Genomic DNA, 23,971 nt, shown 5'->3' on the forward strand with positions numbered 1-23,971 from the left:
TTGAAATGTGTCGTTCATAACATCAAGCGTGCCGCAACATAGCCAAATCAACCGCTGTATGGCGATTCACCAGAGCCGCTTGTTTAATACACAATACGAATGCTCGTTTTTCGTGTTGTCCCTGTGGATTGAGAATTGATTCGTTGTCAACAAGCAGTTTCAGCAACTCAGAGAGATTTCCGAGATGGACATCAGATGTTTCGGTGGTGGTCTCAATCAGATTGACGGCTCTCTTCACCTCTATGGAACCTGCGGAGTTAATCTGGTTTGCGAGACCAGTAATTCTCTGGAGACAAAATAGAGCAACTGAATTCCACCCTCGTTCGATAGCATCGTCGTATGCCCAATCAAGTAGGGAAATTGCTGCACGAGCATTATCATAGGCTTCACGTCCACTCTTTTCGTGCCATTCGACGGCCGCACTGGCTGCGACTAGCGCTTGACTTTCGGTATTTGAATTCTCTATCAAATCCAAAATTTTGTCTTGTGGTGGTTCGCCGAACGCCTCCGCAATCTCAATCCAATCAAATACAGAACGCAAAGTTGCCTTGACGTGATAGTTCTGGTTGGGATCGGCTTGCGCTTCCTTCCAATGTCGATCAAAATCAGAAGCATCTGGAAAATAGAAGGCGTATTCGTCATCTTCCACAAAGTGAAGCAGCATAGGTCAAAAGTGTCTTTCTTATATAATAATTCCTTTGTTGAATCTGACCAACCCTCCCACCGTTCCCGGCGTGAACTATGAATGAGCGATAAGACACAGTACTTAAGCGGTCAACATACGGTGTCTATGACATCAAATGGCCAGCACGGAATCCCTATCACGAACGATTGCGGATACGGTCACAATAAGCCGGGAACTCCGCGAAGAAGGCGAGATTGACGGTCAAGTCAAACTCTACAATGTTGACGAGGACGACGAGTTTGAGGCCGACGCGTCTACGTTCTTCGACAGGACGTTGATGACACAGGGGTTGCGAGAGGGATTCGTCGACCTCCGAGATACCCTTCGTGGCGACGCCAACTACGGCACGCACATCCTCTATGGACCGTACGGGAGTGGGAAGTCTCACCAGATGGTGGCGATGTATCACTGCTTTTCCGACCCTGAAGCTGCCGGCGGGTTCGGCGACGATCACGTCGACGGCTTCAGCGATGCGTTGCCCGCCGACGAGAACTCGGAAGCCATCACCGTTTCGCTCCAGCAACGCCAGCCGGACTACCTTTGGGAACCGTTCTTCGATGTTCTCGACTACGAACCCTCCGATAGCGACCTCGACCCGTACCCTGATATGGAAACGATTCAGGAAGCAGTCGACGGTCGCACGGTCGCGTATCTAATGGACGAACTCGAGGACTGGTTCGAGCCGCTGAGTGGCGACCGGAAGAAGCGCAACCGCGGCTTCCTCCAAGCGTTCCTCGAGACAGCCGACCTCGATGACAGTGAGATCTTCGCTATCGTCTCCGTCCTCAGGAAGGGCTCTGACGTTCACCGTATCCTCGACAGGGAAAGTGCCTCTGAGGTCAACATGAGCAGCAAGGTTAGCAAGCAAGAAGTCATTCGCCACCGCCTCATTGACGACATTGACGAGGATGCTGTCGATGAGGTCGTCTCAGGCTACGTGGATGCGTACGCCGGAAACGATCACGTGCCGGACTCCGATATTCCCAGTGATCTCGCAGGGAAAATACGCAACACGTACCCGTTTCACCCCGTCCTCCTGAACGCCCTCGAAACGCGCTACTACGCTGACGAGGGGAATCAGAACACGCGGGGGATGATCTACCTCTTCTCGAAGATTTTGACGACCGCCGCTGACCCCGAAGCAGATCCTGATGACAAGGACGCGTCCCTCCTCATCGAGGAGACTGATCTGGTCACGCACGGCGACATTGATGCCGTCCTATTCGACGATGAACTGACGCGGATCAATATCGACCGTCCGGGCGTCTGTGTCGATGACATCCGGAACCGCGTCAACCCCGACACAATCCCCTACGGTCGCCGAATATTGAATACAATCCTTCTCTACAGCCTCAAGCCGGACGAGGGCGAGGGCGCAGGCAAGGCCGAGATCGTGATGGGAACCTATCAAACAAGTGATCTGGTCTCGGACATCGTCCTGAACCTCGAGCAACTCTACGGCGTCGCGTGGTACCTCCATAAACTCAACGGCAAGTACGCCATTCGCGATCGCCAGAACCCGAACGCACTCATCCAGAACAAGGCCACGGATATCGATGAGAGGATTGCGCTCAGCCAGATCGCCGAAACTGTCGAGCAAGTCTTCGGGACAAACGCCTACCCTGTCGGGTTCACTGACGACGACCTCAAGCAGGTACCGGATAGCCGCGACGTCAAGGTAGTCATCAAGGCCAGCGATTGGACACCGGATGAGGTCAAGACGGTCATCAAGAACGCCGATGGTAGTCCCGGTCGCGAATGGCGAAACACGCTCGTGTTCGTCCAGCCGAGCGGCGACAAGAAGATCGAGTCTGGGACCGGATTCATCGAAAAGGCCCGATACATCGAGGGAGCCGAACGCGTCCTTGACGACGACTCGCTGGACGACGAGATTCGCTTCTCCGTGAAGCGCCAGCGCGAGGATGAACAGCGCGAACTCCGCGACCGCGTCGAACTCGCCTACGGGGAGATCCTCGATGGCGACGATCTCCTTAACGAGTTTAATCTGGCCGCGGAGATGGATCTCGACGTATTCGTCTCCGAAGGAGAACCGCTCAACGCCGGCGACGTCGCTGACAGCGTCTCCGCAGAGGGGATTGACCTCCAACGATATGTTTGGGAAATTGTCGAAGACTTGCTCGACCGCCGGGGCGAAGCCAGTATTGAGGACATCTACGAACAGTTCCTCCGCCAACCAACCTACCCGATTCCTGGTAGTCCAAACGGTGTAGTGGACGCGGCCGTCGACGCGCTCAAGGATAAGCCAGTGATCACTCACGGTTCCAATGGATTCTCTGAGTCGTTAGAGGGCTGCTCCCTCGACACGACGATCCTCAATGAGAGCGACGTACAACGATGGACAGACGAAGATGTCGTGCAGGAACTCCGGAAGCGATTCGGGAGCGGAACGAAGGCAGTCGACATCGGAAACTTCGAACTCGAACTCCTCGAGGACACCGAGATCTGGCTGGAAGGTGACGGCCACGACACGGTGATGACAGCTGCCGGCCGCCTCGCACAGGACGACCAGTATGTCCTCTACAGCGACACTGAGGTCGTTTCGAAGGCTCAGTCCGACGCGACGATTCGCGACATCTCGGAAGCCGAGTATATCGGTACTCCCGAGGTGCGGGAACGTATTCGAGAGTCTTTGGAAGAAAGCGGTCGGGCAAACACCCACCGTATCCTCGAAGAGATCCGTCGCAATGAAGCGTCATACCTTCCCGGTGACGAGACCGAACGAGCGTTTCGCGAGGCGGTGACGGACTTCCTTGTCAACGACTATCTCATCGAAATCGATCGCGAGTATGAAGACTCGCTCAATGACCGCAATCCAACGGACGTGACGCTCGTTCCCGTAGTGTCGGACGAAGTCGGTGAACAGATTCTCGAATACATCTCGGAACTCGACGGTGACGACAAATTCACTGTTGGGAGCGTGATTGAACGGTTTGACTCGTCTGTTTCTGAGAACGCCGTCCAGACGTTCCTCTTGCAGAATCTGGGCCGCGAAGCAGAACCTGAGTACGTTGTCGGTTCGGGGGCTTCCGATGGATCGGGTGATCCGGCACGTTGGTCACCGGGATACGAATTCCGAATCCCGAGTGGCGGCTGGCGATTCAAGTTTGATGGTGATGATGTCGCTGCATTGCGGCGAAAGTGGCGTGCAGACGAACAGTCCGGTGAAGTAACCTACGGGGAAGTCAGATTTGAACTCGCAAATCGGATGGGGATTCCCGGGCCACTCCAAGGCTCCGCGAGAATCAAGGAGTCGATGACGAAGCTGACTCTCGAATCCGGTGAGGACTTCACAAAGGTGCGTGACCTCTTCGAACGCATGCCCGACGAGGCATCAAATATCTCTGTCGAAATTAACTTCGAGTAACAATGGTTGAACACGGCAAACTCCCTGGCGAGTACAACATCGTCGTTAAGGGCGAGTACGACCTCTTCGATCATCAGGTTCCTGTCGAAGAATTCGAGGAGATGCTCCGCGAGAACGACGTCCCGGACGAACTCTGTGTCGTCGGTCTCGACGACGTATTTGAAGACGACGATGCGGTAACCGAGTTATCGGCACTGATGGATCGGTGTGGTAATGCCCTTGAGAACCGACATCCGCTACCAACTATTCAGTTCGCCATCGATGGTTCGTTCCAGCGGCGGCAGCGTGACTTCGAACTGCAGACTGGCGGCGACCTCCATCGACTCAGTCGTATTTTCGGCCCACAGATCGACCGTCGTAGCAGCGGCTGGCTCACTGCTCCGTTCTGAGGTCACTCAGAGGAGACGAAAGTCGTCAGCAACGGAAACGTCCGTGGGCGTTCTGTCTTCGCCATGCGTCACGAAGTACAGGTCAATTCGTTCTTTGTATCCTTCGCTCCGGAAAACCGGAACACATGTGGTTGATTCCGGCGGATGCTCCTTGCATTGCGTCTCGATCTGCCGTCGGGTCCACTTCCCACCCTGCTCGAGATCGGAGCGCGACCGATACTGTGTCGACAGTGTGTCGGCAGCCGCATTGACCACTCGAAGAGAAAACTCGTGGACGTTACTGAAGTCAAACGGCCCGTCGGGGTCAGTTACACGATCCAGCGCGGACGCGTCGTTCTGATCGAGGCAGAGGGCGTGTTCCTTGACGGCACGGAAGACATCTATAACTGAATAGACCTCGACGATCGCCTCGTGCAGATAGTCGCGGATGCAGTCGTGGTATCCATCGAGCGAGAACTGGTCGCTGTCGGGCGAGATAACTTGTAACTCTGCCTCCGTCTGTGAGACCGTCCTCATCCGCGGCTCGCCAAGTGGTGTCAGGAACCCCATCCGAGATGTGTCGAGCAGGTACGCATAGCTGAAAAGCCGCGATCGTGAGCCGCCGCTCTTCACCGGATCCTTGCCCTCGGCATAGTACTTCGAGTCGAGGACGGCCAGCGTCTCGTCGCCCTCCTCGACAGCGTGATCTGGCTGGTGGTACACCTGCCCTTCGTTCTCGAAGGGTTGGAGCGTCGGCGACCTAACGGCCGAGACGTTCTCGGTCTGGTTGAGGTGGTCGTAGCCCTTGATCACATCCAGTTCGTCTTCGATAGCGACCTGTGAATACTGCTCGAACAGTGACTCCATATTCAACACGTAGTCCACAACCAGTTCTCGGTCACCCTCCATCGCCGGCGTTCCGAGAGACGAAGCTACGATTGCCTTCGAAACCTCGATCGCCTGTCGGTAGTAATGGCGTTGCTTCGGAAGGTCGTAGAGCGAAAACTGGCGATACTCGGGAATCCGTCGGCGATTGCTCGTGACATTGAGTTCCTCAAGATGGCTCACCTCCTGATGCACCTGCGAGAAGACGTGGTAGTACGCCTGATGGTCGTACTTGTTCTCGTACTGTCTAAAGAGTCGAAGTAGGTGCGTTCCCGCGTAGTGGAGCAGCGAGTTGGCTGGGTTGTCGTAGTTGACCTCCTTCAACAGACAGTGCTGTTGAGCACGTCCTTCCGCCTGATTGACTAACGACTGTTCAATGTCGATGACACCTCGTGGCTGTTCGAGGTCGGCACGACGCGTCTCAAGTTGTCGAACAAATCCATCACGGTGGATGCTTTCGAGCCCATTGAGGTAGTTGATTGCCAAGATTAGGAAGACATCCTCCAGATCGACGTCCTCAGTACGGAACTCATCGAGAGGGACGCCGTGGTACTCGACCGACCGCTTTCGGCCGTGAACCGCCAGTAGCATATCAAAGATGTAGTCCCAGTCGATTTTCGGCTCGATATGGAGCTTCGATCTGGGCGTGAGACTAACGATTCCCACGTTATCACGCGCGGTCACGTGCATCACCGGGCCGTCGAGCCGAACCTTGACGACCCGATACTCCTTGTCGCTATCGTCGAGCGACTCCTGTGTCTTTACGAAGACATTGTCGGCCTCCTGATCGAAGGAGGCCCGGCGGAGCTGGTCGTCGATCGAGGTCGGACACCCCTCAATACGGATTTCACCGCGCTCGGGTATGCTGAACGTCCCGGGTTGGTAGGTGTACGATGCATCCGGATCAGAGACGCTCATTGCTCGTAGGATCCCATTCGGCGACGTTCGGCCTCTAGTTCTCGGCTGGCGAGATCGGCTGCTGACGCAAGGTCGAACATCTTAAAGTCGTTGTCGAGTGCCCGGTAATGTTCCTCGATCTGCTCAATCTGCGGGAAGGCCGCCGAGTTCAACAGCCGCGGGACAATGAACGTACGGAATGCCTGTCCGACAGCCTCCTCCGGGGCGTCCATGTACAGGGCCTCGTCTTGGAGGGCCTCACGCAGGAAGATCGTTACGTCACGGTAATGCATCGGACCGAACCGCATAATCGGGCCTCGAGACGCTTGCTCGGAACCGTGGTTGATGCCGTCGTAGTCAGCCTCAAAGAGATCGAGAAGATCGTCGTTTCCGATGAGCGGGATGTCTCCGAGGTTGTCCTCGAGCCATCCCTCGAATAGTGCCCGACGGTCGTCGTCCTCGTACTCGTCAAGTTCGATCATCGCGAACCGACGCGTGATGGCGTTATCCAGCTCGTTGACCGTCCGGTCGGACATGTTCATCGTACAGATGATGCTCACGCCCTCGTCAAGTTCGATAGTCTCTCCATCGTCCGTCTCAATGAGCGTCTGGTTTCGGTTCTCGATGGCAGTATACAGTGGTCCGAAAATCTGAGAGATATCGGCTCGTGTAATCTCGTCGAGGATGACCGCGTATGAGATATCGAAGTCACGCGATCGCTTGACGCCGTCCGAGACGGCACCGAGTTCCGTTTCATAATTCAGCGACCGATAGCCCGAGGAACCGGTCAGATTTGGCCCGATACCGCCGATGATATCCTTGGCCGTCCATGAGGGAGTGGCCGTGTGCAGCGAGTAGCCGACGCAGTGCCGGAGCGCGAGCTGTTTGGCGAACGTCGTCTTCCCTGTGCCGGTCGGCCCATAGAGGACGACGGGTTTCCCAGTACGCAGAGCAGTTCGTGCATTCCGCTCCACGTCATCGGGAACGAGAATAGTCTCTGGCGTGTCGTCACCGCGGGTAATGACGGTGCGCTTCAAGTCCTGTGAGGCCGTCGAGGATTTGAGAACGGCCTGGCGGATTCGTCCAACACCTTGATCCCCTTCGTGATGGAGGTCAAGCTGTTGTTCATTGATAATATACTCTATGACTTTCTCGTTTTCCGCACCCTCGATAGCTTCAACGACCCGATCATCTACTGCGCGAAGGACATCAAGATCATCTTTCACGTCCTCTATGGAATACTCGCCCTCCGATGAACTACTCATTGATGGCTGTGTTTTCACTGGAATGTTATAAGCATGCCTTCAAGTAGATGATTTTGATGTCTCGAACCAACTGGGTTCGATCTTTAGTTGAACTTGGTCTACGTTGGACCTGCAAGATACTACACGTACAGATATTTTATTTGATTGTTGACCATGTAAGTGAGGACCACACGAAAGAGTCAATTGATCAATAGGTGATTGTGTTTATGAGTCGGATCCATCGGAACTCACGTACTCGAGATTCTGTAATGTCCGGAACGCAGCTCGGTTGAGATTGCTCAGAAGAAGAGAGATCGTGAGGTTCGGTCCAGCGGCTACAGTCTGCCGCTCGGAGTCATAGATGATGGCGTCGGCGTCCGATAGGGTTGATAGATGCGTCTGAGACAGTGCATTGTACACGTTGCGATACGGCTCACCAGTCGCGCATTCCAACGGAATATCTTGCTCTCGAGCAGTGATTTCTCGAGCGAGGGTTCGAACCGAGAGGTCTCCATCACCCTCTGCAACCAACTCGATCACGTAACGACGTCGTGGTGCTCTGAGGGAGTGATACACCCTCGAGAGATAGTCGTCACCGCAGTTGTTACGTCCCATAGTGAATTCGTTGATTGGACTTGGGAGAGCGGGTCGGCTGTGCTCCGAAGGGGATTTTCCAAGTGGTCTCTTGCATGGACGTTTGCAACCCCATTCACCAAATTAGTTCTTTTGAAAGAACTAATGATAGTTGGTTCTCTTAAGAGAATAAATGGCTAACTACGATCTAACCAGGGATTTTCATAATGAGCGATGGCCCTGGTCGGAAACCGACAGTCACTGACGACGATATCCTCGACGTCTTTCGTTCGAGTTCTGATCCCGTTCTGACTACGTCAGAAGTGGCTTCGAATTTTGATATCACGCATCGAGGTGTTCGAGATCGGTTGGAGAAACTCGAGCAAGAGGGGATATTGGAATGTAAGAAAGTGGGTGCTCGAGGGATGGTTTGGTGGTATCCAGGGAACACGTCAACATCCAAGTTATAGTTGATCTGTAGTAGATCCTTCAGGAATGAGAGTTAGTGCCAACCCTAAATCACCTTTAGAAAAGGGATTTGAGAATTTATCTTCATGATCTATGAGGTTGTCTTCAGTAGTTTTTTTCCGATTGCATAAGCCAATTTGGCTGGCACAGCATCACCTACCATTTGTTGTCTTGCGTTGAAACTCTCTCCTTTGAAATGATAATTGTCAGGGAATGCTTGTAATCTTGCTGCTTCTCGCACTGAGAGCAACCGATCTTGGGTTGGGTGTACTATCATCTGCTTACGAAAATTCGCCACAGTTTTTGATGGTTCTTCTTCGACTAGCCGTTGATATATGTGATCATGTGTTCGTTGACGGTTGGAGTAATTACCCATCAGATTTTCTGGAATATCTCTCCAGTTCCCTCCCTGAGGGATGTGTTTAAATCTCATATATGTCTTTTCTTGATTCTTCGTGGTCCTATGGTTCATTAGTAGACCATCTTCCTCACCAATCCTCATCTCTGCCGCATAATCACTTATTTCAGACTCATTAGCTATATATTCCATTTCTATTTCTCCTCCACCACCTGTCGGTAGTTTAGGCAGGTCTGAAATAGCTCTGCTCACAGAGACTGGTAACTCAAAGTCATAGCTGAACTCATCTGGTGTTGGTAATTCAGGCTCTATGTATTTATGACCAAGAAAGAACACTCGGCGTCGCTTTTGTGGCACCCCGAATTTCTCTGCTTTTAGAACACCATATGCAATATTATACCCTAAAGATTCCAACCGATCTTCGATTGATTGTTTAAATTTACCATCCGCAATAGTAAGCAATCTTGGGACATTTTCTATTAAAACAGCATCTGGATCAATCTCTTCGACAATTTCTAAGAATCGAGTTGGGAGATCATTTAGCGGATGTTCTGTAGAATCTGAATTGACATTGGCCATTGAGAATCCTCTACAAGGGGGGCCACCCATAACAAGATCGATTTCATTAAGGCTGAATCCGTTCTTATTTATTGATTTCTGAATATCTGAAACGATCTTTTCTTCTTTGATGTCACCTAGGATCGGCTCACAGCTGTGATTTCTCCTAAAAGTATCAATTGAATGCTTATTATTATCTATACCTGTTACAATATTGTATCCTGCTTCAGAGAACCCCTCACTTAGTCCACCCGCACCACAGAAGATATCTACAACATTTTCCAGTTCCGTTCTCGTCATCTATCTTGGTGTTTCGCTGCGGCCCACTTTAAATTATATATTGACTTAAGAGCCGCCATGGAATTAGATCCAGTTAACATACAGGGATCCAATGCCTGATGAATAATTCTCCAAGTTATAGTTTCCAGGAACAGTGTATAATACTTGTACTTCTTCTGAGTTTCTGGCTGTATCCCATGCTCCTAGAGTAGATAGTTTAGTACTCATTGGACTCAGAAGAATATTATACTCGTCGGAATATTCAGATATTAGGTCATCAATCACTTGGCGTGATCCGCTAATACTATTAGCAGGGAAATAAAATCTCTCAGTGTCTTGTCTATTTAAAACCAATTCTTGTCTTTGTTTATTCTCGTCGAGGAAATGTTCTTTCGTAGGTGGATCCCCAATACCCATTAAAACTTTTGCAGGCTCGGTTTCTTCAATCGTATTGATCACCCTGTCCTGTTCGAAACCGGATAGAATCACTAATAGTGTTGGTTTGCTGGAATTTTGTATGCCAGCGAAGCCTATAATATTTCGAACTAATCGATATCCACTACTCAGCCACTCACCATGTTCTTGTGGAGTTGCATAGAGGATCCTTGTCGTAATATTGTTGCTCAAAGAATATAAGATGTTGAATGATACGAGTAGCGCTTCCCGATTGAAGGTAGTGATATCTACTGTAATATCTAAGCTGTTTCGGCCCGTGAGAACTTGAAGTCCATCTCGAAGGGTGAATAGTTGCTCGTCAGCCTCTAACCAACTCCCCATCAAGACATCTACTTCGTCACAATGTTGCTCAAGACTTTTTTGCAACTTCTTAAGATGTTCTTTAGTTGTTTCTTTGTTTGATCGCTCAAAATACTCCTTATTTACATATATAATACCCCACTCTGCTCGATAATCTGAATCAAGGGACTCAGTCGCAGCTAGAGTTCTCTCTTCAAAACCGGCACTAGTAAAGTAGAGATCATCAGGGTTGTTATCATCTATTGTATTGATTGTATATTCATCTCCCAGTTGGCCAGATTCGGTAGTCTTTTTGCTCATTGTTCCTCCATGAATGTTCTCAAGGATTCCTGCTCTTGGTCAATATCCAAACGGCGGCGGACGAATTCACGAGGATCTTGACATCCTAACTCAAGTAATTCTGGAGTCAAGGTTATTCTACCTTCGAATCCAGTCGGGTCCAATTTGAACATTGGTGCCAGTCTCCGATTTAGAATGTACCAGTCAGAACGACCACCACCTTCCTTTGTGCTGTAAGTACTAACATTAAAATACCGTATCCGCTGGCCGATCTCCAATACCTTATTAATGTCTGAATCTTCTGGGATTTCTCCACGTACTGTGAATGAAAACACTCTTGGCTCACGCGAGTCCGGGTCATGAAGGCGATTATAAAATAGTTCCCCGAGAGACCTAATTAATGTCTGAAGGCTATCAAGATATTCCATATCTTCTGGGGGGAGGTTTTTAGCGATTTTTTCAGGGGCCTCTTTTAAGAAATCCTCCGAGTTTTGCTTTAAAACCTCGTGCTGAATTTTTGGAGGTATGTGATCAATATCCTCAACCTCTTTTCCTCCCCGCTTCACTTCGTTAAACATCAGCTGGCAGGGTTCCAAGAAGTTACGGACCACTCCCGAAGAAATATGTGCGATTTCATCAAATCCAGAGTAATACTTCTCAGTTTTCCCATCCGCCAATTCCTGGAATAGACGAGCTTTAGCATAGCGTGAAATGTAGTCTGATCTCCGACCTGGTTGACTTTTCTCTATCCATTCCTCCTCTAACTCATCCTTAATTTCTTCTAGTCTTTCCCTCTCAAACTCCCGATATGGGAGAAATTCAGCAATATCGTCGGTAGGCACGTCCGACAATTCTAACCTCTTCTCCACAATCTCCCTGACTTTCTTTGAATATTGCTTATCCTTTCCTGTATAAAGTTCATCAAAATCAACTTCCGTATAATCATGGGTCAACTCAATCATTCCACGACCTGTCGTTTCAAAGGTTTTGTAACGATCTCGACTAGAGGAGATTTTCACACACAAAGTGCTTTGATCTCGGTTTGCAATCCATGTGTTTATTACCTCTTGTTGCCCCTCGAAAAGATGGAACGCATCATCGATGAAAATATAGATCGGAATATCTTTCCGTCCCAATAAATCCTGTAGACTAGACATTAAGGGTAAGAGAAAATCGTGGTATCCGCTTGTGGCACCAGTGTACTTTGCATCTGAGTTCAATGAAAGTTCTTGTAAATAGTGTGCTATATGTCTCTTCTCAGAGGTGAAAACTTCTTGTAACCAATCTATTGGCGACTCTTCTTGATCAAACCGTTCAGAAGCATACTCTCGTGACAATGTAATTGAACCACTATCAAAAAGTCCGATAGTATCCTTCGAAAATTCTACTAAACGTTCGTCATCAAAATAATCACTTGGGAATTGAGTTGAGAGGGTTGACAATGTTTCCTCTGCTACAGTTAAGTTAAGAAGATGTTCAGATATAACCTGGGAGGCTCTATCATCAAGTAGATCTAATTCCGTTTTATCAATCTCTCCTTTTTTACATGGGGTGTATATTCCTATGAATGGTTGATCGCTGTTGAAGAATTTGTCGGGGGATCCATGCTCAACGAATCTACACTGTGGCTCTAAATATCTAAGCATGAAACTCTTTCCAGAACCTCTTGGCCCCCATATGAAGGTGTGTTTTTGTTCTTTTACGTTATCGAGTTGGGTGTGTTCCTCTATGAAAAGTTCAACAATTGTTTCTGCAGGAACATCCTTTAGAGCATCTGGACTGTGTACAGCAAAGGGATTCTCAGAGAGATCTATCATTGTCCATCACCTTGATGCGGTAGTCTAGTAATAGAAGAATTCACTTCACTCGGATCAGGAAGTTGATCTGGTTTCCACTCTGAGTACTCTTCGAAGAAATCATCATATATTTTGACGTCTGGATAGGTCCCTTTCGTAGTTAGCCCAGTTGCTGCAAGAGTCTCGTTAACCTCCTGGATGATAGTATGCGAATCATCTCGAACCGTAATATCGACTTGTACCTCCCGAATCTCAGCGTATCTATTGAAATATCGTTCACAGTACGCTAATTCGTTCACTAATTTTTCAAGACGACAAATCATATATTCAATCAAAGATATTTCACCGTCATCATTTGCCCTTTCTTTGAATGAGTCAGGACACGGATACATTTTAATAGATTTTTTATATCCTACCTCAATGTTCAGGTTTACTGATTTTCCGTTCAGATGGGGATAACATCCTTGGACCGTTTCGGCATATCGCCAAAATAGCTCACTTTCGTCAGGCACGGATTCTCGTATCCACGAATCACCAGATACTCGCTCTTGTGTTTCCGAAATCTCATCGGCAAATCTTAAAATTCCAGCAAGATCTTTTGGGTATACTTTATATATCTCGTTTCCGATATTAAATACAGAATCCCGCTGGGGAATGTCCAATCCAGCCTTATTCCGGTGGGCCTTAATTATATCATCGGTAGTCGCCTTGATTGATGTAGACGGGAAAGCGATATCCCGGAACCTGTCTGCTACTTCTGTTGATATCCGCTCATGGTCTGTACGGTCTACAATCATCCCAACATCATGCCAAAGAATTGCAGTGAGAAGAATAAAGAGATCAAGTTCGTTCAAATCGCCACTTTGGAAATCTCTGAGTTCGTTCTCCAACAGTCTACTTGCCTGATTCATAACTGCAGCAATATGTTGTTCACCATGATCGGTAAACCAATTACAATTAGATTGGACCCAAGGATACATCTCCCTTTGAAGGTGCCTCTTAGTTTGTTTATATTGGTCTAGAAACTCTTCTGCATTATCAGAGCCGTCTGCAAGTTCTAGAAGCGTCTTTTCTAATTCGGATTCCAAGCTAATATTCGACATCGTATATGAGGACTCGTTGTCTGTAGAGCAGGTGATGAACGGTCTTAATAGTTTTCCGACTAGTTGGTTGCATGCTAGAGCGAGTCAATAGCCAATTGATTAACTGATTTCGATACCTCGGTTATGGGAGAAGGCACGACGACAGCGACCCGTGTCTAACAGCTGGATGAACTCCGAACACGACTCGAGGGCCAATCACTACCCGAAATCAGAAAATAAGGGATACAATCGCTGTATCCCGAAAACACGTTGGCTCAGAACCGTGCAGTTTCTGGATGGGCCCTGACGGATTCGAACCATCGACCACTCGGTATCTCACATGACCGCATCGATGCGATCGTGTTATGAGCCGAGCGCTCTAACCAGACTGAGCTAAGGGCCCGTTTTCCGTCTATGCAGAGAAAAACGTGGCCTGTAGTTAACCCTTACTCTCCGTCTTGGTGTAGCAAATTGGTCTCGACAACGTTGCGAGAGGAACCGATCACACTACCGACAGCTACAACAGCTCTGGGCAGCGACGGGCCTATGTGGTCGGCGACCGGATACTACTGCGTATGTCGGATCGTCGTCGACTCACGCAGTTCCTGCGTTCGAAACTTCAGGCGGCAGGCGAGCAGTACGAACAGGTTCGGGGGTCGACCGATCGCCAACTCGAAGAAGCCCAGCAGGCCTATGAAGTGGCCAAAAACGCTCGCCAACTCCCCTCCGATAGCGAAGGCCGGGCACAGATCGTCTGCCGACGGTATGCAGAACGCCGAGCAGCAATGCTCGACGATCAGTACCGTCCAGCGTGCTACGAAGCAGACCATCCGGACTGTGAAGGCTGTGTCGAGGATATCCGTGCGGGACGAATCGAGACGTGGTAGGTACATCCTCAACGACAGCGTTCACGACTATTTGACTGTCGCTACTGAACTCGACGCCGTATCGCTATTGTTCTGTTACGAATACCGAACTGATTGAGAGAAACGAAGCCTAGGCCGGGATTTGAACCCGGGCTCTCGTCCTTACCAAGGACGCGCTTTACCGCTAAGCTACCCAGGCACGCGTTTAGATGGAGTGGTGCCATGGGTTATATCCCTTTCCATCTACAGCAGCCGTGTCATGCGATTTCACTCCGAGAGTTCAGGTTTGGGAGACCGATAGTTTGGAGTGCTGGCATCGCCACTGGTGGTGGGTGCTGGCTTTCGGTACGAAACAATGGTGATAACTGGCCGAGTTCAGCTGCACTTGAGTGAGGACGACTGGGAGAACGGGATTATGGATCGGTTGCAGATGGGGCACAACCGGCCGAGTTTTTTTCGTGATTTTGATCGGCAGCGAGATGGCCGAGTTCAGCGAGACCGTCCGTGACTGGGGGGAAGGTTGGGAGGAAGGTGTCGGTGGGGAGGAGGGTGTCGGTGAGGGTGGTTGCGAGTTCGAGGGCGAAAGCGGAGGGGGATGTGTCGGCGGTGGCTGCGCCGGTGCGAACGGCGAGTTCGAGGATATCGCGTTCGAGATTGGTGTTGATTGAGTGGGAGGAGAGCGTTGCCTTTGTTGTCTTTGCGGTGTTTGCGGACGTGGTGGATTTTGAGGAGGTTGTTTCGGCGGTTGGGTTGGCGGCTGTGCTGGGTTGTGTGCTCGCTGTAGAGGTTGCGGGCGGGGGTGTGGGTGTATTGGTGAGTTCGGTGCGTCTGGTCTGGTCGCGTCCGAAGGCCTGCACGGTGTGGACGGCTTTGTCGGCGGCGTCGGTTCGGGCGAGCAGGGAGAAGCCGCGGGCGACGAGGATGTCTGCGGCGAGGATTGTGAGATCGTCGGTGTACTGCGATTTCGATTGGGGCTGAGAGTGGGGATCTGACTGAGATTGAGCCTGTGACTGTGGGTGGTGCTCTGGCTCTGGCTGTGACTGTGATTGTGATTGTAATTGGGACTGGGACGCGGGTGTGGGCTGATTCGCGTGGGCGCTGTCGCTGCACCAGGAGTCTTCGTGTGCGAGTTCACGTGTGAGTCGGAGTCCCTCGTAGATCAGTTGGACGCCGGCGGCGTGGGTGAGGAGTGTGTCAGTGTCGAGTTCGGTGGACTCTATGGGCCGGTCGGTATCTCGGCGCTGGGGGTGGTCTTGCTCTCGATCGCTCTTTGAAGTCGAATCGTCGAGGGGGCTAGAGAGTTCGGGTGTGTGTATCGTGGCGCTCTCGATGGTGAGGACGCCTGGGAGCATCGAGGCGTCCTCCAGAACGGTATCGAGGAGCGAAGCCAATCGCGGTGGTTCCACATCCGCGAGAGCGTCGACGGCAGCACGCCGACAGGAGTCGGCCTTGTCCATTAGCAGGATGTTACGAGGGCGGAGGCAAAGACCTTTGGAAACGCCGGATCGACTCCTGTCATGATCGACATTGACGATCCGGGCGCTGCTGACGGTGACGGGTCGCGGTCGGAGCCGGAGTCGTCGGATCGGATAGTGACGATTACGCTCGATCGTCCCGATGCCCGAAACGCGTTGACGATCGAGGGACTCGATGCGCTGGCGGCTGCGATCGAATCCGTTGGTTCGGCTCCGGATTCGCCTTCGACCTCTCCTTCGCCTCCGGTGTCGGAAACGTCCCTCCCATCGGCCGACCGCGGGGAGTCGCCGTCGGCGGCAGGCGCTCGATCAGTACCGACGGCACCCGTTATTTACCTTCGCGGCCGTGGCCCCGCCTTCTGTGCCGGCGCCGACCTCGACGCCGTGAACGACCTCGACGGCGACCGCGAACGGGCACGCGAGTTCGCGCGACTGGGACAGCGCGCCGCTCGCGCTATCGAGGCTTCGCCGGCGATCGTCGTTGCGGGTATCGACGGGCCGGCAATGGGCGGCGGTCTCGAACTCGCGCTCGCCTGCGACGTGCGCGTCGGGACGCCCGCCTCGACCTACGGCGAACCGGGCGTGACGTTCGGCCTGTTCGGCGCTTGGGGTGGCACCGTCCGCCTTCCCGAACTCGTCGGGCGGGGCAACGCGCTCGAGTTCGCCCTGTCGGGTCGCACCATCAACGCCGAGGAGGCGCTGCGACTGGGACTCATCTCGCGTCTCGAGGACGATCCGCGGACGGTTGCTGAGGCGATCGCTGACAACCCGGGTGACGCACTGGCGGTGCTGAAGCGTCGGGTTCGGGACGATAGCGAGCGGGAAACGCAGGAACGACGCGAAGCCGAGGCGTTCGCTGAACTCGTTGCTCGCCACGCCGAGGATATCGGGTCGGTGCTTGAGTAACGGCGCTGGCTGGTCACGTGGGATCTACCTCTGTGGCGGCGAGCCGGCCGAGTTCACCTGCGAGGGGAGTTATCGGGGGAGCCAGTTCGTCGACGGGGAGTTACGTGAGCGGGTCCGGTGACGGCGGTGCCCGTCGCTTGTGCTCGCTGCGTTCGTACATCTCGCGGACGCGGTCGACTGTCTCGGGCGTTACGTCGAGTTCTCTGCAGGTTGCAGCGACGGAGAGGGGGCCGTCGATGTGAGTGACGAGGATCGAATCGAGCGTCTCGTAGCTGATTCCCAGCTCGTCCTCGTCGGTCTGGTCGGTCCACAACTCCGCGGTTGCGGTCTTGGATGCGAGGTCTTCGGGGACGCCGACGTGGCGGGCGAGTTGGCGGACCTGCGCCTTGTAGAGGTTGCCGATCGGGTGGCAGTCGACTGCGCCGTCCCCGTACTTCGTGAAGTAGCCGACGGCGGCCTCGCTGCGGTTTCCGGTTCCCAGCACGAGCCGGTTCTCGTGGTTCGCCACGAGATAGTTCAGCACGGCTCGAACGCGAGCGCGTGCGTTGCCGACCGCCTCGCGATCGCCTTTCGCCTCGGGGTAGGCCGTAAGCAGCGAGTCGATAAGCGGCTCGATTTCGATCACGTCGTACGTAATGTCGAGTTCTCGGGCGACTCGCTCGGCGTCGCTCATGTTCTCGTCACCGCTGACGGTCGCGGGTAACACGAGCGCATGGAGGTTGTCAGCTCCGAGCGCATCAACTGCCAGATGGCCGGTCAGCGTGCTGTCGATCCCGCCGGAGAGACCCAGGACAGCGCCGTCGGCGTTTGCGGCTGCAATCTGCTCGCGGATGAAGGACGTGATGTGTTCGCGGCACTGGTCCAGTTCGGCCTCCGAGAAACGAGGGTCGATCATAGTCCACTGTATGAGTGCGGGTGTCTAATAGGCTGCCCACGTGGACAAAAACTGACCAACCGGTCAATTCTGTGTGGCGGTGATGGTAGCGTCGCGAGCAGTCGTGGGGGCCACGGGAAACGGAACGTGCACCCGAGAGCGCTACGTTCAAGTGTGATCGACCAATAGACTGCGATAGTCACGTCGAGTGGCGCTACACTCGACGCGTTGCGGTACGACACGACCGAGCGCTGGTGGTCTAGTGGTAGGACATGAGCTTCCCAAGCTCATAGCCCGGGTTCAATTCCCGGCCAGCGCATGGGAGCGTACGACTACAACCCCGGGATCCATAGCGCCGCTTATCAGGGTTTCCAGTTCAGTTCGACCCGCACCGTCTCGTGGTTGCCGCGGAACATCGTCGACCGCTCGACCACATCGATCGAGGTATCGATCGTTTCCGGAGGGTTGAGCGTCACCGTTTTATTGCCGACTTCGATATCGATCTGTTCGTCACCCGAACGAAACTCCGCCGCCAGGTGTTCGAAGTACGTCGCGAGTTCCTCTCGCGAAAGGGACTCATCCGTCGTCGTGCGTTGTGCCATGTGCGGGAGTGACCGGCCGCGTCGGAAAAGTATGGACAGCGAACGGGCGGCTAGTCCGTTGTTACTGTCGTCGCGAGGCGTGGCTTTTTGTCGTCTGCACGGGTAGTCGCGGGCGATGGCAGACGACGCGGACGCAGACGCAGACGCGACCGGGAATGCCGCCGTCGGAATCGTCGCCCAGCGCGCTAACGAACGCGCGCGGGACCTCGCCGTGGCATTGCAGGACCGTCTTGCGGCTGACGAGACGGGCGTCCCCTCCGACGACGCCACCGTCGTGGACGAACTGACCGCCGAGCATATAGACCAGTCCGGCGTCCCGGTTGACGCGATGGCGGACTGTGACCTCGTCGTGAGTATCGGCGGCGACGGAACGTTGTTGTACGTCGCCCGCGAGGTCGGGAACACGCCAATTCTCGGCGTCAACCTCGGCGAAGTGGGCTTTCTCAACGCCGTCTCCCCCGACGATGCGCTCACCGTCGTTCCCGCCGTCGTCGAACACCTTCGGAGCGACGCCGACCGTTCCACCAAACAGCGTGAACTCGTGCGGTTGCAAGCGACTGGGAACGGTGGAGACGAAGCCGGCGGATCGACGGGTGAGACGCCTACGGCTGGCCGCTGGACGCTCGATCCGGCGCTCAACGAGATCGTCGTCCACGGGCCGCGGCGCGGTCACGGCGGCGGCGCGACGATCGACGTTCGAGTCGACGGCCGCCAGTACGTCGAGGGCCATGCAGACGGCGTGCTCGTCTCGACGCCGACCGGATCGAGCGCGTATAACCTGAGCGAGGGCGGTCCGCTGGTTCACCCGACGGCGAACTCGCTCGTCGTCACACAGATGGCCGCGGCTGGGGAGGAGAGCATGCCTCCGCTGGTCGTCGATGCCGAGACGGAGGTCACGCTCTCGGTGACGAACGCTGAGACCGCATACGTCATCAGCGATGGCCGCGATCGACAGCGGTTGGACCCGCCTGCGACGGTTACCGTTTCGGCCGCGCCCGAACCGGTGACGCTGGTCGGCCCGCAGGTCGAGTTCTTCGAGGCGCTCGAGAAGTTAGGGTAGTGTCCTTCGCGTCGGATGTGGCGAGCGTCGTCAGCGCTGTTCGACCAGTCGGGCGAGGTGTTCGGGCGGAACGGCACCGCTTGTTGCCGTTCCGTCGACGACGAACGTTGGAACGCCGGAGACACCCCGGCGCTGTGCGCTGCGAAAGCGGTCCTCGAGTTCGCTTCGGAGGCCGTCGTCGTCGACTGCCGAACGGATTTCGTCGACGGGTAGGTCGACGGATTCAGCGAGCGAAGCCAGGACGTCGGGCGAACCGATGTCGCGGGCGTCCTGCCAGAGGGCGGTATAGATCGCCTCGTCGAACGTGGCCCACCGGTCGGGATACTCCTGGGAGACGTACCACGAGGCCTGCTGGGCCGGCAGCGAGTCGACCTCGCCGGCAAACACCTGCGTCATTTCGACGCCGAACTCGTCTTGCAGCCGTTCGACGTTCTGCTTGGCCTGCTCGAAGTAGGCGTCGTCCTTGCCGTCGTCGGCCTCGTGGTCGATCGAGCCGTCCGGATTTCGCTTCCCGGAGCGGAGGTCGAACGGGTGCCACTCGACCGTGAGCGGTTCGTCGCGCGTTTCGCGGTACTGTGCGAGCGAGCGGGTGCCGAGATAGCAGAACGGACAGACGTAGTCTGCGTACAGTTCGAGCCGGTCACCGTCGGAGTCGGCGGTCATCGACGGGGGTAGGTGATCCGAACGGAAAAGCCGATGGAAGGGGGAACCGGCCGTTCTCCCCGGTCCGGGCGGTGTCCCTCGCGTTATTGGCGCACCACCGCCCCGTTTGCGGTTCTCTGCCCGCCGTCGCTACTTTTCGTTCGGCGGTTGGTCGTCGCTCGCGTCCGCGTCGCCTTCATTCGTGTCCGTGTCCGTATCGGTCGTCGCCGGCAGATTCGGATCGCGGTACGGATTCCGCCCGTAGGCCGGCAACTCGTCTTCCAGTTGGGACTTCAACACGCGACGCAGCCGGTTCAGACTCGTCGTATCGAGGCCGTGCGTGGCGGCGAGGCGCTTGAACGTCGACTCCTCGGTAATGTCGTGGGCGCGATACTGGCCGAACAGTTCGTCCATTCGATCGGCCGAGAGGGCCTGGGCGTCGACATCGTCGAGTCCGAAGTAGGCCCGCCGGTCGACATCGACCACGTGGCGGATGACGACCAGCGCGACCTTCGGAATTGCGCGCTGGCTGCCGAACTCGGTGAGGTCGATTTCGTCCATGACGCCGAGCGCGAGATCGCGCTGCCAGGGCGTCAGTTCCAGCGCGTTACACAGCGCCTGAGTCGTCCGCAGTCGATCGAGGTGGTGGGCGCGCTCGCTGTAGCCGGGCGTCGCGGCGTGTTGTTCGTCGTGGAGGCGGCGAACGCTCTCCGAGAGGTCCGCCTCAGGCGACTCCGCGCGCCCGATGACGGTCGCACTCGGCGTCACGACACCCCACTGGCGGACGGTCGTATCCCGCTTTGCGGCCGCACGGGAGAGCGTACCAGCACCGGGGCGCGTCTCTAACGGCCGCTCGCGGGGGCGGTCCGGGCGGGCGGTGACGGTTCCCGCCCGCTCGGGGACTGAACCGGGACCGGGGTCTGTACCGTCGTCTTGCATTGTCTGTCGCTCGGACAGGGAGACTGAAAAAGGCTCGCTCGTTTTCGCAGCGTTTCAGCGGAACTGATGATTAATCCGACAGCTATACAGCGCGATAGCAAACGCTCCGAGAGAGTGGATCGAGAGCGCCAAAAAGCCCTTCGTATCTACACCTTGTGACCAGAGGCACTTAAAGAACACCCGCAGTCTCGATCGTCGTTTCCAGCACTGGCTTCGAAGAGACGATACCACCCGACGATCGAAACGAACGAAAGAGAGCTGACGCAATACAGCGCGTCAGTAACCCGTCGTATCTATACCTTGTGACCAGAAGCACTTAAATGACGACGGGAAAAGACGACGGAAATACGCGACGCTACTCGACCGCCGCGAGCAACTCGTCGACGAACTCGTCTAACTGCGCCGCGTCGGGCCCCGATCGGACGTGTACCGCGGGATCGAGTTCAGCCGGCGGGGTGGCGAACTCGCGGCCGACGGCGTCACCGATGTGGGCGTCGCCCTCGCCGCGACGTTTCCGCTCGAGTAACGTCCGCGCGAGGGTGATGCGCTCGCGCTCGAAGACGGCCGGCGCTTGATCGTCGAGGAACGTCTCGAACGCGAGCGCTGGCAGGTCGTGGTCGCCGCGATCGCCGGTGGTTTGCAGGTAGCGAGCGGCCATCGCTGCCCGGCAGATGGTGAGGTTTCGTTTGACCGTCGGCTTCGTCTGCGTGGTACTGAACCGCTCGTTGTCATCGGCAACGAACATCGTTCTCTCGCTCTCCCCTTCGTCCCGTCCCCGGCCCGCTTTGTCGCTCTCGCTCGCCGCATCGGCCGCTTCGACGACGTACCCGTCCGCCGTCTCCTCGATAATCGGGAAGAGTTCGTCGTCGCTGCGGACGAGGTGATTGGAGACGTACTTGCGGTAGTTGCTCGTCGCAATCCCCCTGTAGGCGTGGTAGAGATCCATCGGGTTGTAGGTCCGCTCGACGTACGTCCGGAGGGCATCGAGAACGGCGCGATCACACGCGAGCCGGTATCGAATCGGACTCCGGAGCAGATCGATCGCCCCGTCGTTCGAGTTCACGAGCAGGCGCGCGAATGTTCGAATGTCCCAACCCTGATAGTCGTAGTCGCAGTCGAACTCGAACTCGGCGGCGACACTGGTAGCGCCACCACCAGCGGGCTCGCCACCGCGTCGCTCCTCGACGATCGTCTCCGGTGGCCCCTCGAGATGCGCGTACCGACCGAGATCGCTTGGAGCAAAGACAAAGCCGACATCGTAGTCGCTCGCCGAACTCGCGCCGCCCCAGGCGTGGCTTCCCCGAGCGACTGCGACGAGGGTCGTAACGTGGTGGGCTCGCTCGATGCTCGCGAGATGGCTCTCGACGGCTTCGCGGACGGGTGCTGGAACCGATTGCGGTGGAGACATCACACTGCCACTGATGACCGGCCAAGAAGAAAACGGTAATCCGCGGATCTCCGTTCGTATCTACACCTTGTAACCAGAGGCACTTAAAGGAACTCGGGTGCAACGAGACTGATGAACTCGTGGCGGATCGCCGCCCGGATTACTGCGACGGCTGTCTACCTGCCGAAAACGGACGAGTTCAGTGGCGATAGTGCTTTCCTTCGGAAGCGCCTACCAGTGGTATGGACCCACACGTATCCCTCGTCACGTTAGGCGTCTCGGACATGGCGCGTGCTATCGCGTTCTACCGGGACGGATTGGGACTTCCGATGCGCGAACGGGAGGGCGATGGCCCCGCCTTTTTCCCGTTAGACGGGACGTGGATCGCGCTCTATCCGCGGGACGCACTCGCCGACGATGCGACGGTCTCTTCCGAGGGAGACGGGTTTGCTGGCGTCACCATCGCGCACAACGTCGAGAATCGAGAGACGGTCGATACGGTGCTTCGCGAGGCGGCGGACGCCGGCGCTCGTATCGTGAAACAGGCGCAGGAAGCCGACTGGGGCGGCTATTCGGGGTACTTCGCTGATCCCGACGGTTACCTGTGGGAGGTCGCGTGGAACCCGGTTCTCGATATCGACTGATACGGACTGCGGTCAGTCAGTTTCGGCGCAACCGCAGGACAGGCGAGCGCGATGGGAAATCGTCACAGCAGACCGTCTGAACCGCTGAGCGCGTCGGCGACCGACCACTGTCGGCTCTACCGGGCAGTGCCGGTCTCCGCGGCCGTCGGCTCTCGGCTGGCGTACCCAAGCGCACCGGTCAGAAGCGCCGCCCTCCAACACGAGTTCGTGTTCGGCGTGATCACGCAACCACGCGGTCGTGCACCTCGTGTCACGGCGGGAATCCGAGTTCAAAACGGTCGGTCGAGAGCCACCGACCATCGAAACCACCTTTCGACGGCCGCGCACTGAACTCGGCCCGTAATCGCGACACGGGGACGCTGTGAGTTCGAAGCCGAACTGTCCTTCGGCCGGTCCGAAGTCCGCCCGTCTCCGTTTCTGCCTCGTGTTTCAACTCGCACTTAAAGACCCGCGCTCAAAGACTCGCCCGTAGACAGAGAAAATCCGGCACCCGCGTCAGTGAATCCCGATACGCGTCGGGGTTTTCTCGAGCGAACTCGTCGGTTAACATCGGTTCGACGACCTCCTCGAGATTGAATCCGGCGTCGAGGAACGCCTGGAAATAGTGGTCGAACGACTCCAGCGCAATCCCACCGAAATCACCGTCACTGGACAGTGTATAAGCCCGGCGTTCACCGCGCAGCGTCCGGTCCGAGAACCATCTGGGAAGTAAGAACTATCTGAACGTAAGATACCGAGTCGAGAACTCGAAGACCGACGACCTCCCGTCGTATCTTCACCTTGTGACTAGAGACACTTAAAGAACGAACGCAATACTGAACTCGACCGGTGCTATGCGGGACCGTATCCGGACGAACAGTCACACCGATCAATAGCGAAAAGCCGACGCGACACGGCGCGTCGGTGACCCGTCGTATCTACACCTTGTGACCAGAAGCACTTAAAGAACGACGCGAGGATGCG

General features: G+C 55.0%; 19 protein-coding genes and 3 tRNA genes. 7 read left to right on the plus strand and 15 right to left on the minus strand.

The genetic code is table 11. The features are described from left to right. Window positions 1-22 precede the first annotated feature (22 nt). Window positions 23-664, minus strand: a complete 642-nt coding sequence (locus SM755_RS00005; protein WP_323170905.1) for a hypothetical protein — start codon at window positions 662-664, stop codon at window positions 23-25. 136 nt (window positions 665-800) lie between these two features. Between SM755_RS00005 and SM755_RS00010 the strand changes: the two genes are divergently transcribed. Further along, window positions 801-4,070: a DUF499 domain-containing protein gene (locus SM755_RS00010; RefSeq protein ID WP_323170906.1), complete on the plus strand. Its 3,270-nt coding sequence runs from the start codon at window positions 801-803 to the stop codon at window positions 4,068-4,070. A 2-nt stretch (window positions 4,071-4,072) separates the two neighbouring features. Further along, window positions 4,073-4,459, plus strand: coding sequence for a hypothetical protein (locus SM755_RS00015; RefSeq protein ID WP_323170907.1), 387 nt, complete (start codon window positions 4,073-4,075; stop codon window positions 4,457-4,459). 6 nt (window positions 4,460-4,465) lie between these two features. On the opposite strand, the gene SM755_RS00020 is transcribed toward SM755_RS00015, so the two are convergent. From SM755_RS00020 to SM755_RS00050, 7 genes are all read right to left on the minus strand, one after another. After that, window positions 4,466-6,241, minus strand: coding sequence for a restriction endonuclease (locus tag SM755_RS00020; protein ID WP_323170908.1), 1,776 nt, complete (start codon window positions 6,239-6,241; stop codon window positions 4,466-4,468). Next, window positions 6,238-7,485, minus strand: coding sequence for an AAA family ATPase (locus SM755_RS00025; RefSeq protein WP_323170909.1), 1,248 nt, complete (start codon window positions 7,483-7,485; stop codon window positions 6,238-6,240). Before SM755_RS00025 ends, SM755_RS00020 begins: the two co-directional genes overlap by 4 nt. Window positions 7,486-8,596: 1,111 nt before the next feature. After that, window positions 8,597-9,721 (minus strand): DNA cytosine methyltransferase, encoded by a 1,125-nt coding sequence (locus tag SM755_RS00030; RefSeq protein WP_323170910.1) that lies wholly within the window; start codon window positions 9,719-9,721, stop codon window positions 8,597-8,599. Window positions 9,722-9,784: 63 nt separating this feature from the next. Continuing rightward, window positions 9,785-10,756: a hypothetical protein gene (locus SM755_RS00035; protein WP_323170911.1), complete on the minus strand. Its 972-nt coding sequence runs from the start codon at window positions 10,754-10,756 to the stop codon at window positions 9,785-9,787. Beyond that, window positions 10,753-12,552, minus strand: coding sequence for a hypothetical protein (locus tag SM755_RS00040; protein ID WP_323170912.1), 1,800 nt, complete (start codon window positions 12,550-12,552; stop codon window positions 10,753-10,755). Before SM755_RS00040 ends, SM755_RS00035 begins: the two co-directional genes overlap by 4 nt. Then, the gene (locus tag SM755_RS00045) at window positions 12,549-13,634 is read right to left on the minus strand and encodes a hypothetical protein (RefSeq protein ID WP_323170913.1); all 1,086 of its coding nucleotides are present in this window, start codon (window positions 13,632-13,634) and stop codon (window positions 12,549-12,551) included. The genes SM755_RS00040 and SM755_RS00045 overlap by 4 nt, the downstream gene beginning before the upstream one ends. A gap of 276 nt (window positions 13,635-13,910) precedes the next feature. After that, window positions 13,911-14,016 (minus strand) — tRNA-Ile (locus SM755_RS00050). A gap of 172 nt (window positions 14,017-14,188) precedes the next feature. On the opposite strand from SM755_RS00050, the gene SM755_RS00055 reads away from it, so the two are divergent. After that, a complete protein-coding gene (locus SM755_RS00055) occupies window positions 14,189-14,500 on the plus strand; it encodes a hypothetical protein (protein WP_323170914.1) in 312 nt (103 codons plus the stop codon). Between the two features lie 106 nt (window positions 14,501-14,606). Here SM755_RS00055 and SM755_RS00060 read toward each other — a convergent pair. Together SM755_RS00060 and SM755_RS00065 are read right to left on the minus strand one after the other, a co-directional pair. Then, window positions 14,607-14,678 (minus strand) — tRNA-Thr (locus tag SM755_RS00060). A 214-nt stretch (window positions 14,679-14,892) separates the two neighbouring features. Continuing rightward, a complete protein-coding gene (locus SM755_RS00065; RefSeq protein WP_323170915.1) occupies window positions 14,893-15,936 on the minus strand; it encodes a hypothetical protein in 1,044 nt (347 codons plus the stop codon). A gap of 60 nt (window positions 15,937-15,996) precedes the next feature. Here SM755_RS00065 and SM755_RS00070 point away from each other — a divergent pair, with 60 nt between their 5' ends. After that, a complete protein-coding gene (locus SM755_RS00070; protein ID WP_323170916.1) occupies window positions 15,997-16,860 on the plus strand; it encodes an enoyl-CoA hydratase/isomerase family protein in 864 nt (287 codons plus the stop codon). Window positions 16,861-16,960: 100 nt separating this feature from the next. Here SM755_RS00070 and SM755_RS00075 read toward each other — a convergent pair whose 3' ends face one another. Beyond that, window positions 16,961-17,755 (minus strand): NAD+ synthase, encoded by a 795-nt coding sequence (locus SM755_RS00075; RefSeq protein WP_323170917.1) that lies wholly within the window; start codon window positions 17,753-17,755, stop codon window positions 16,961-16,963. 227 nt (window positions 17,756-17,982) lie between these two features. On the opposite strand from SM755_RS00075, the gene SM755_RS00080 reads away from it, so the two are divergent. Further along, window positions 17,983-18,053, plus strand: a tRNA-Gly gene (locus SM755_RS00080). A 43-nt stretch (window positions 18,054-18,096) separates the two neighbouring features. Here SM755_RS00080 and SM755_RS00085 read toward each other — a convergent pair. Beyond that, window positions 18,097-18,336 carry an amphi-Trp domain-containing protein gene (locus SM755_RS00085; protein ID WP_006664792.1) on the minus strand — a complete coding sequence of 80 codons (240 nt, stop codon included), beginning with the start codon at window positions 18,334-18,336 and terminating at the stop codon, window positions 18,097-18,099. 115 nt (window positions 18,337-18,451) lie between these two features. Between SM755_RS00085 and SM755_RS00090 the strand changes: the two genes are divergently transcribed. After that, window positions 18,452-19,396 carry an NAD(+)/NADH kinase gene (locus SM755_RS00090; protein ID WP_323170918.1) on the plus strand — a complete coding sequence of 315 codons (945 nt, stop codon included), beginning with the start codon at window positions 18,452-18,454 and terminating at the stop codon, window positions 19,394-19,396. A gap of 30 nt (window positions 19,397-19,426) precedes the next feature. On the opposite strand, the gene SM755_RS00095 is transcribed toward SM755_RS00090, so the two are convergent. The 3 genes from SM755_RS00095 to SM755_RS00105 all read right to left on the minus strand — a co-directional run bounded on the left by SM755_RS00095 (window position 19,427) and on the right by SM755_RS00105 (window position 22,385). Continuing rightward, a complete protein-coding gene (locus SM755_RS00095) occupies window positions 19,427-20,059 on the minus strand; it encodes a DsbA family protein (protein ID WP_323170919.1) in 633 nt (210 codons plus the stop codon). Between the two features lie 129 nt (window positions 20,060-20,188). Further along, entirely contained in the window at window positions 20,189-20,977 is a 789-nt protein-coding gene (locus SM755_RS00100) for a DNA-directed RNA polymerase subunit epsilon (protein ID WP_323170920.1), read from the minus strand. Between the two features lie 355 nt (window positions 20,978-21,332). After that, the gene (locus SM755_RS00105; RefSeq protein WP_323170921.1) at window positions 21,333-22,385 is read right to left on the minus strand and encodes a nucleotidyltransferase domain-containing protein; all 1,053 of its coding nucleotides are present in this window, start codon (window positions 22,383-22,385) and stop codon (window positions 21,333-21,335) included. Window positions 22,386-22,606: 221 nt separating this feature from the next. Between SM755_RS00105 and SM755_RS00110 the strand changes: the two genes are divergently transcribed. Continuing rightward, a complete protein-coding gene (locus tag SM755_RS00110) occupies window positions 22,607-23,008 on the plus strand; it encodes a VOC family protein (protein ID WP_323170922.1) in 402 nt (133 codons plus the stop codon). Window positions 23,009-23,971 lie beyond the last annotated feature (963 nt).

It is taken from the genome of Natrialba sp. PRR66 (genome assembly GCF_034808065.1).
Classification (GTDB): Archaea; Halobacteriota; Halobacteria; order Halobacteriales; family Natrialbaceae; genus Natrialba; species Natrialba aegyptia.

What these genes read in the sequence shown, in the direction of transcription:
- SM755_RS00005 (WP_323170905.1), bottom strand. Translation starts at nt 664, where the DNA reads ATGCTGCTTCACTTTGTGGAAGATGACGAATACGCCTTCTATTTTCCA.
- SM755_RS00010 (WP_323170906.1), top strand. Translation starts at nt 801, where the DNA reads ATGGCCAGCACGGAATCCCTATCACGAACGATTGCGGATACGGTCACA.
- SM755_RS00015 (WP_323170907.1), top strand. Translation starts at nt 4,073, where the DNA reads ATGGTTGAACACGGCAAACTCCCTGGCGAGTACAACATCGTCGTTAAG.
- SM755_RS00020 (WP_323170908.1), bottom strand. Translation starts at nt 6,241, where the DNA reads ATGAGCGTCTCTGATCCGGATGCATCGTACACCTACCAACCCGGGACG.
- SM755_RS00025 (WP_323170909.1), bottom strand. Translation starts at nt 7,485, where the DNA reads ATGAGTAGTTCATCGGAGGGCGAGTATTCCATAGAGGACGTGAAAGAT.
- SM755_RS00030 (WP_323170910.1), bottom strand. Translation starts at nt 9,721, where the DNA reads ATGACGAGAACGGAACTGGAAAATGTTGTAGATATCTTCTGTGGTGCG.
- SM755_RS00035 (WP_323170911.1), bottom strand. Translation starts at nt 10,756, where the DNA reads ATGAGCAAAAAGACTACCGAATCTGGCCAACTGGGAGATGAATATACA.
- SM755_RS00040 (WP_323170912.1), bottom strand. Translation starts at nt 12,552, where the DNA reads ATGATAGATCTCTCTGAGAATCCCTTTGCTGTACACAGTCCAGATGCT.
- SM755_RS00045 (WP_323170913.1), bottom strand. Translation starts at nt 13,634, where the DNA reads ATGTCGAATATTAGCTTGGAATCCGAATTAGAAAAGACGCTTCTAGAA.
- SM755_RS00055 (WP_323170914.1), top strand. Translation starts at nt 14,189, where the DNA reads ATGTCGGATCGTCGTCGACTCACGCAGTTCCTGCGTTCGAAACTTCAG.
- SM755_RS00065 (WP_323170915.1), bottom strand. Translation starts at nt 15,936, where the DNA reads ATGGACAAGGCCGACTCCTGTCGGCGTGCTGCCGTCGACGCTCTCGCG.
- SM755_RS00070 (WP_323170916.1), top strand. Translation starts at nt 15,997, where the DNA reads ATGATCGACATTGACGATCCGGGCGCTGCTGACGGTGACGGGTCGCGG.
- SM755_RS00075 (WP_323170917.1), bottom strand. Translation starts at nt 17,755, where the DNA reads ATGATCGACCCTCGTTTCTCGGAGGCCGAACTGGACCAGTGCCGCGAA.
- SM755_RS00085 (WP_006664792.1), bottom strand. Translation starts at nt 18,336, where the DNA reads ATGGCACAACGCACGACGACGGATGAGTCCCTTTCGCGAGAGGAACTC.
- SM755_RS00090 (WP_323170918.1), top strand. Translation starts at nt 18,452, where the DNA reads ATGGCAGACGACGCGGACGCAGACGCAGACGCGACCGGGAATGCCGCC.
- SM755_RS00095 (WP_323170919.1), bottom strand. Translation starts at nt 20,059, where the DNA reads ATGACCGCCGACTCCGACGGTGACCGGCTCGAACTGTACGCAGACTAC.
- SM755_RS00100 (WP_323170920.1), bottom strand. Translation starts at nt 20,977, where the DNA reads ATGCAAGACGACGGTACAGACCCCGGTCCCGGTTCAGTCCCCGAGCGG.
- SM755_RS00105 (WP_323170921.1), bottom strand. Translation starts at nt 22,385, where the DNA reads ATGTCTCCACCGCAATCGGTTCCAGCACCCGTCCGCGAAGCCGTCGAG.
- SM755_RS00110 (WP_323170922.1), top strand. Translation starts at nt 22,607, where the DNA reads ATGGACCCACACGTATCCCTCGTCACGTTAGGCGTCTCGGACATGGCG.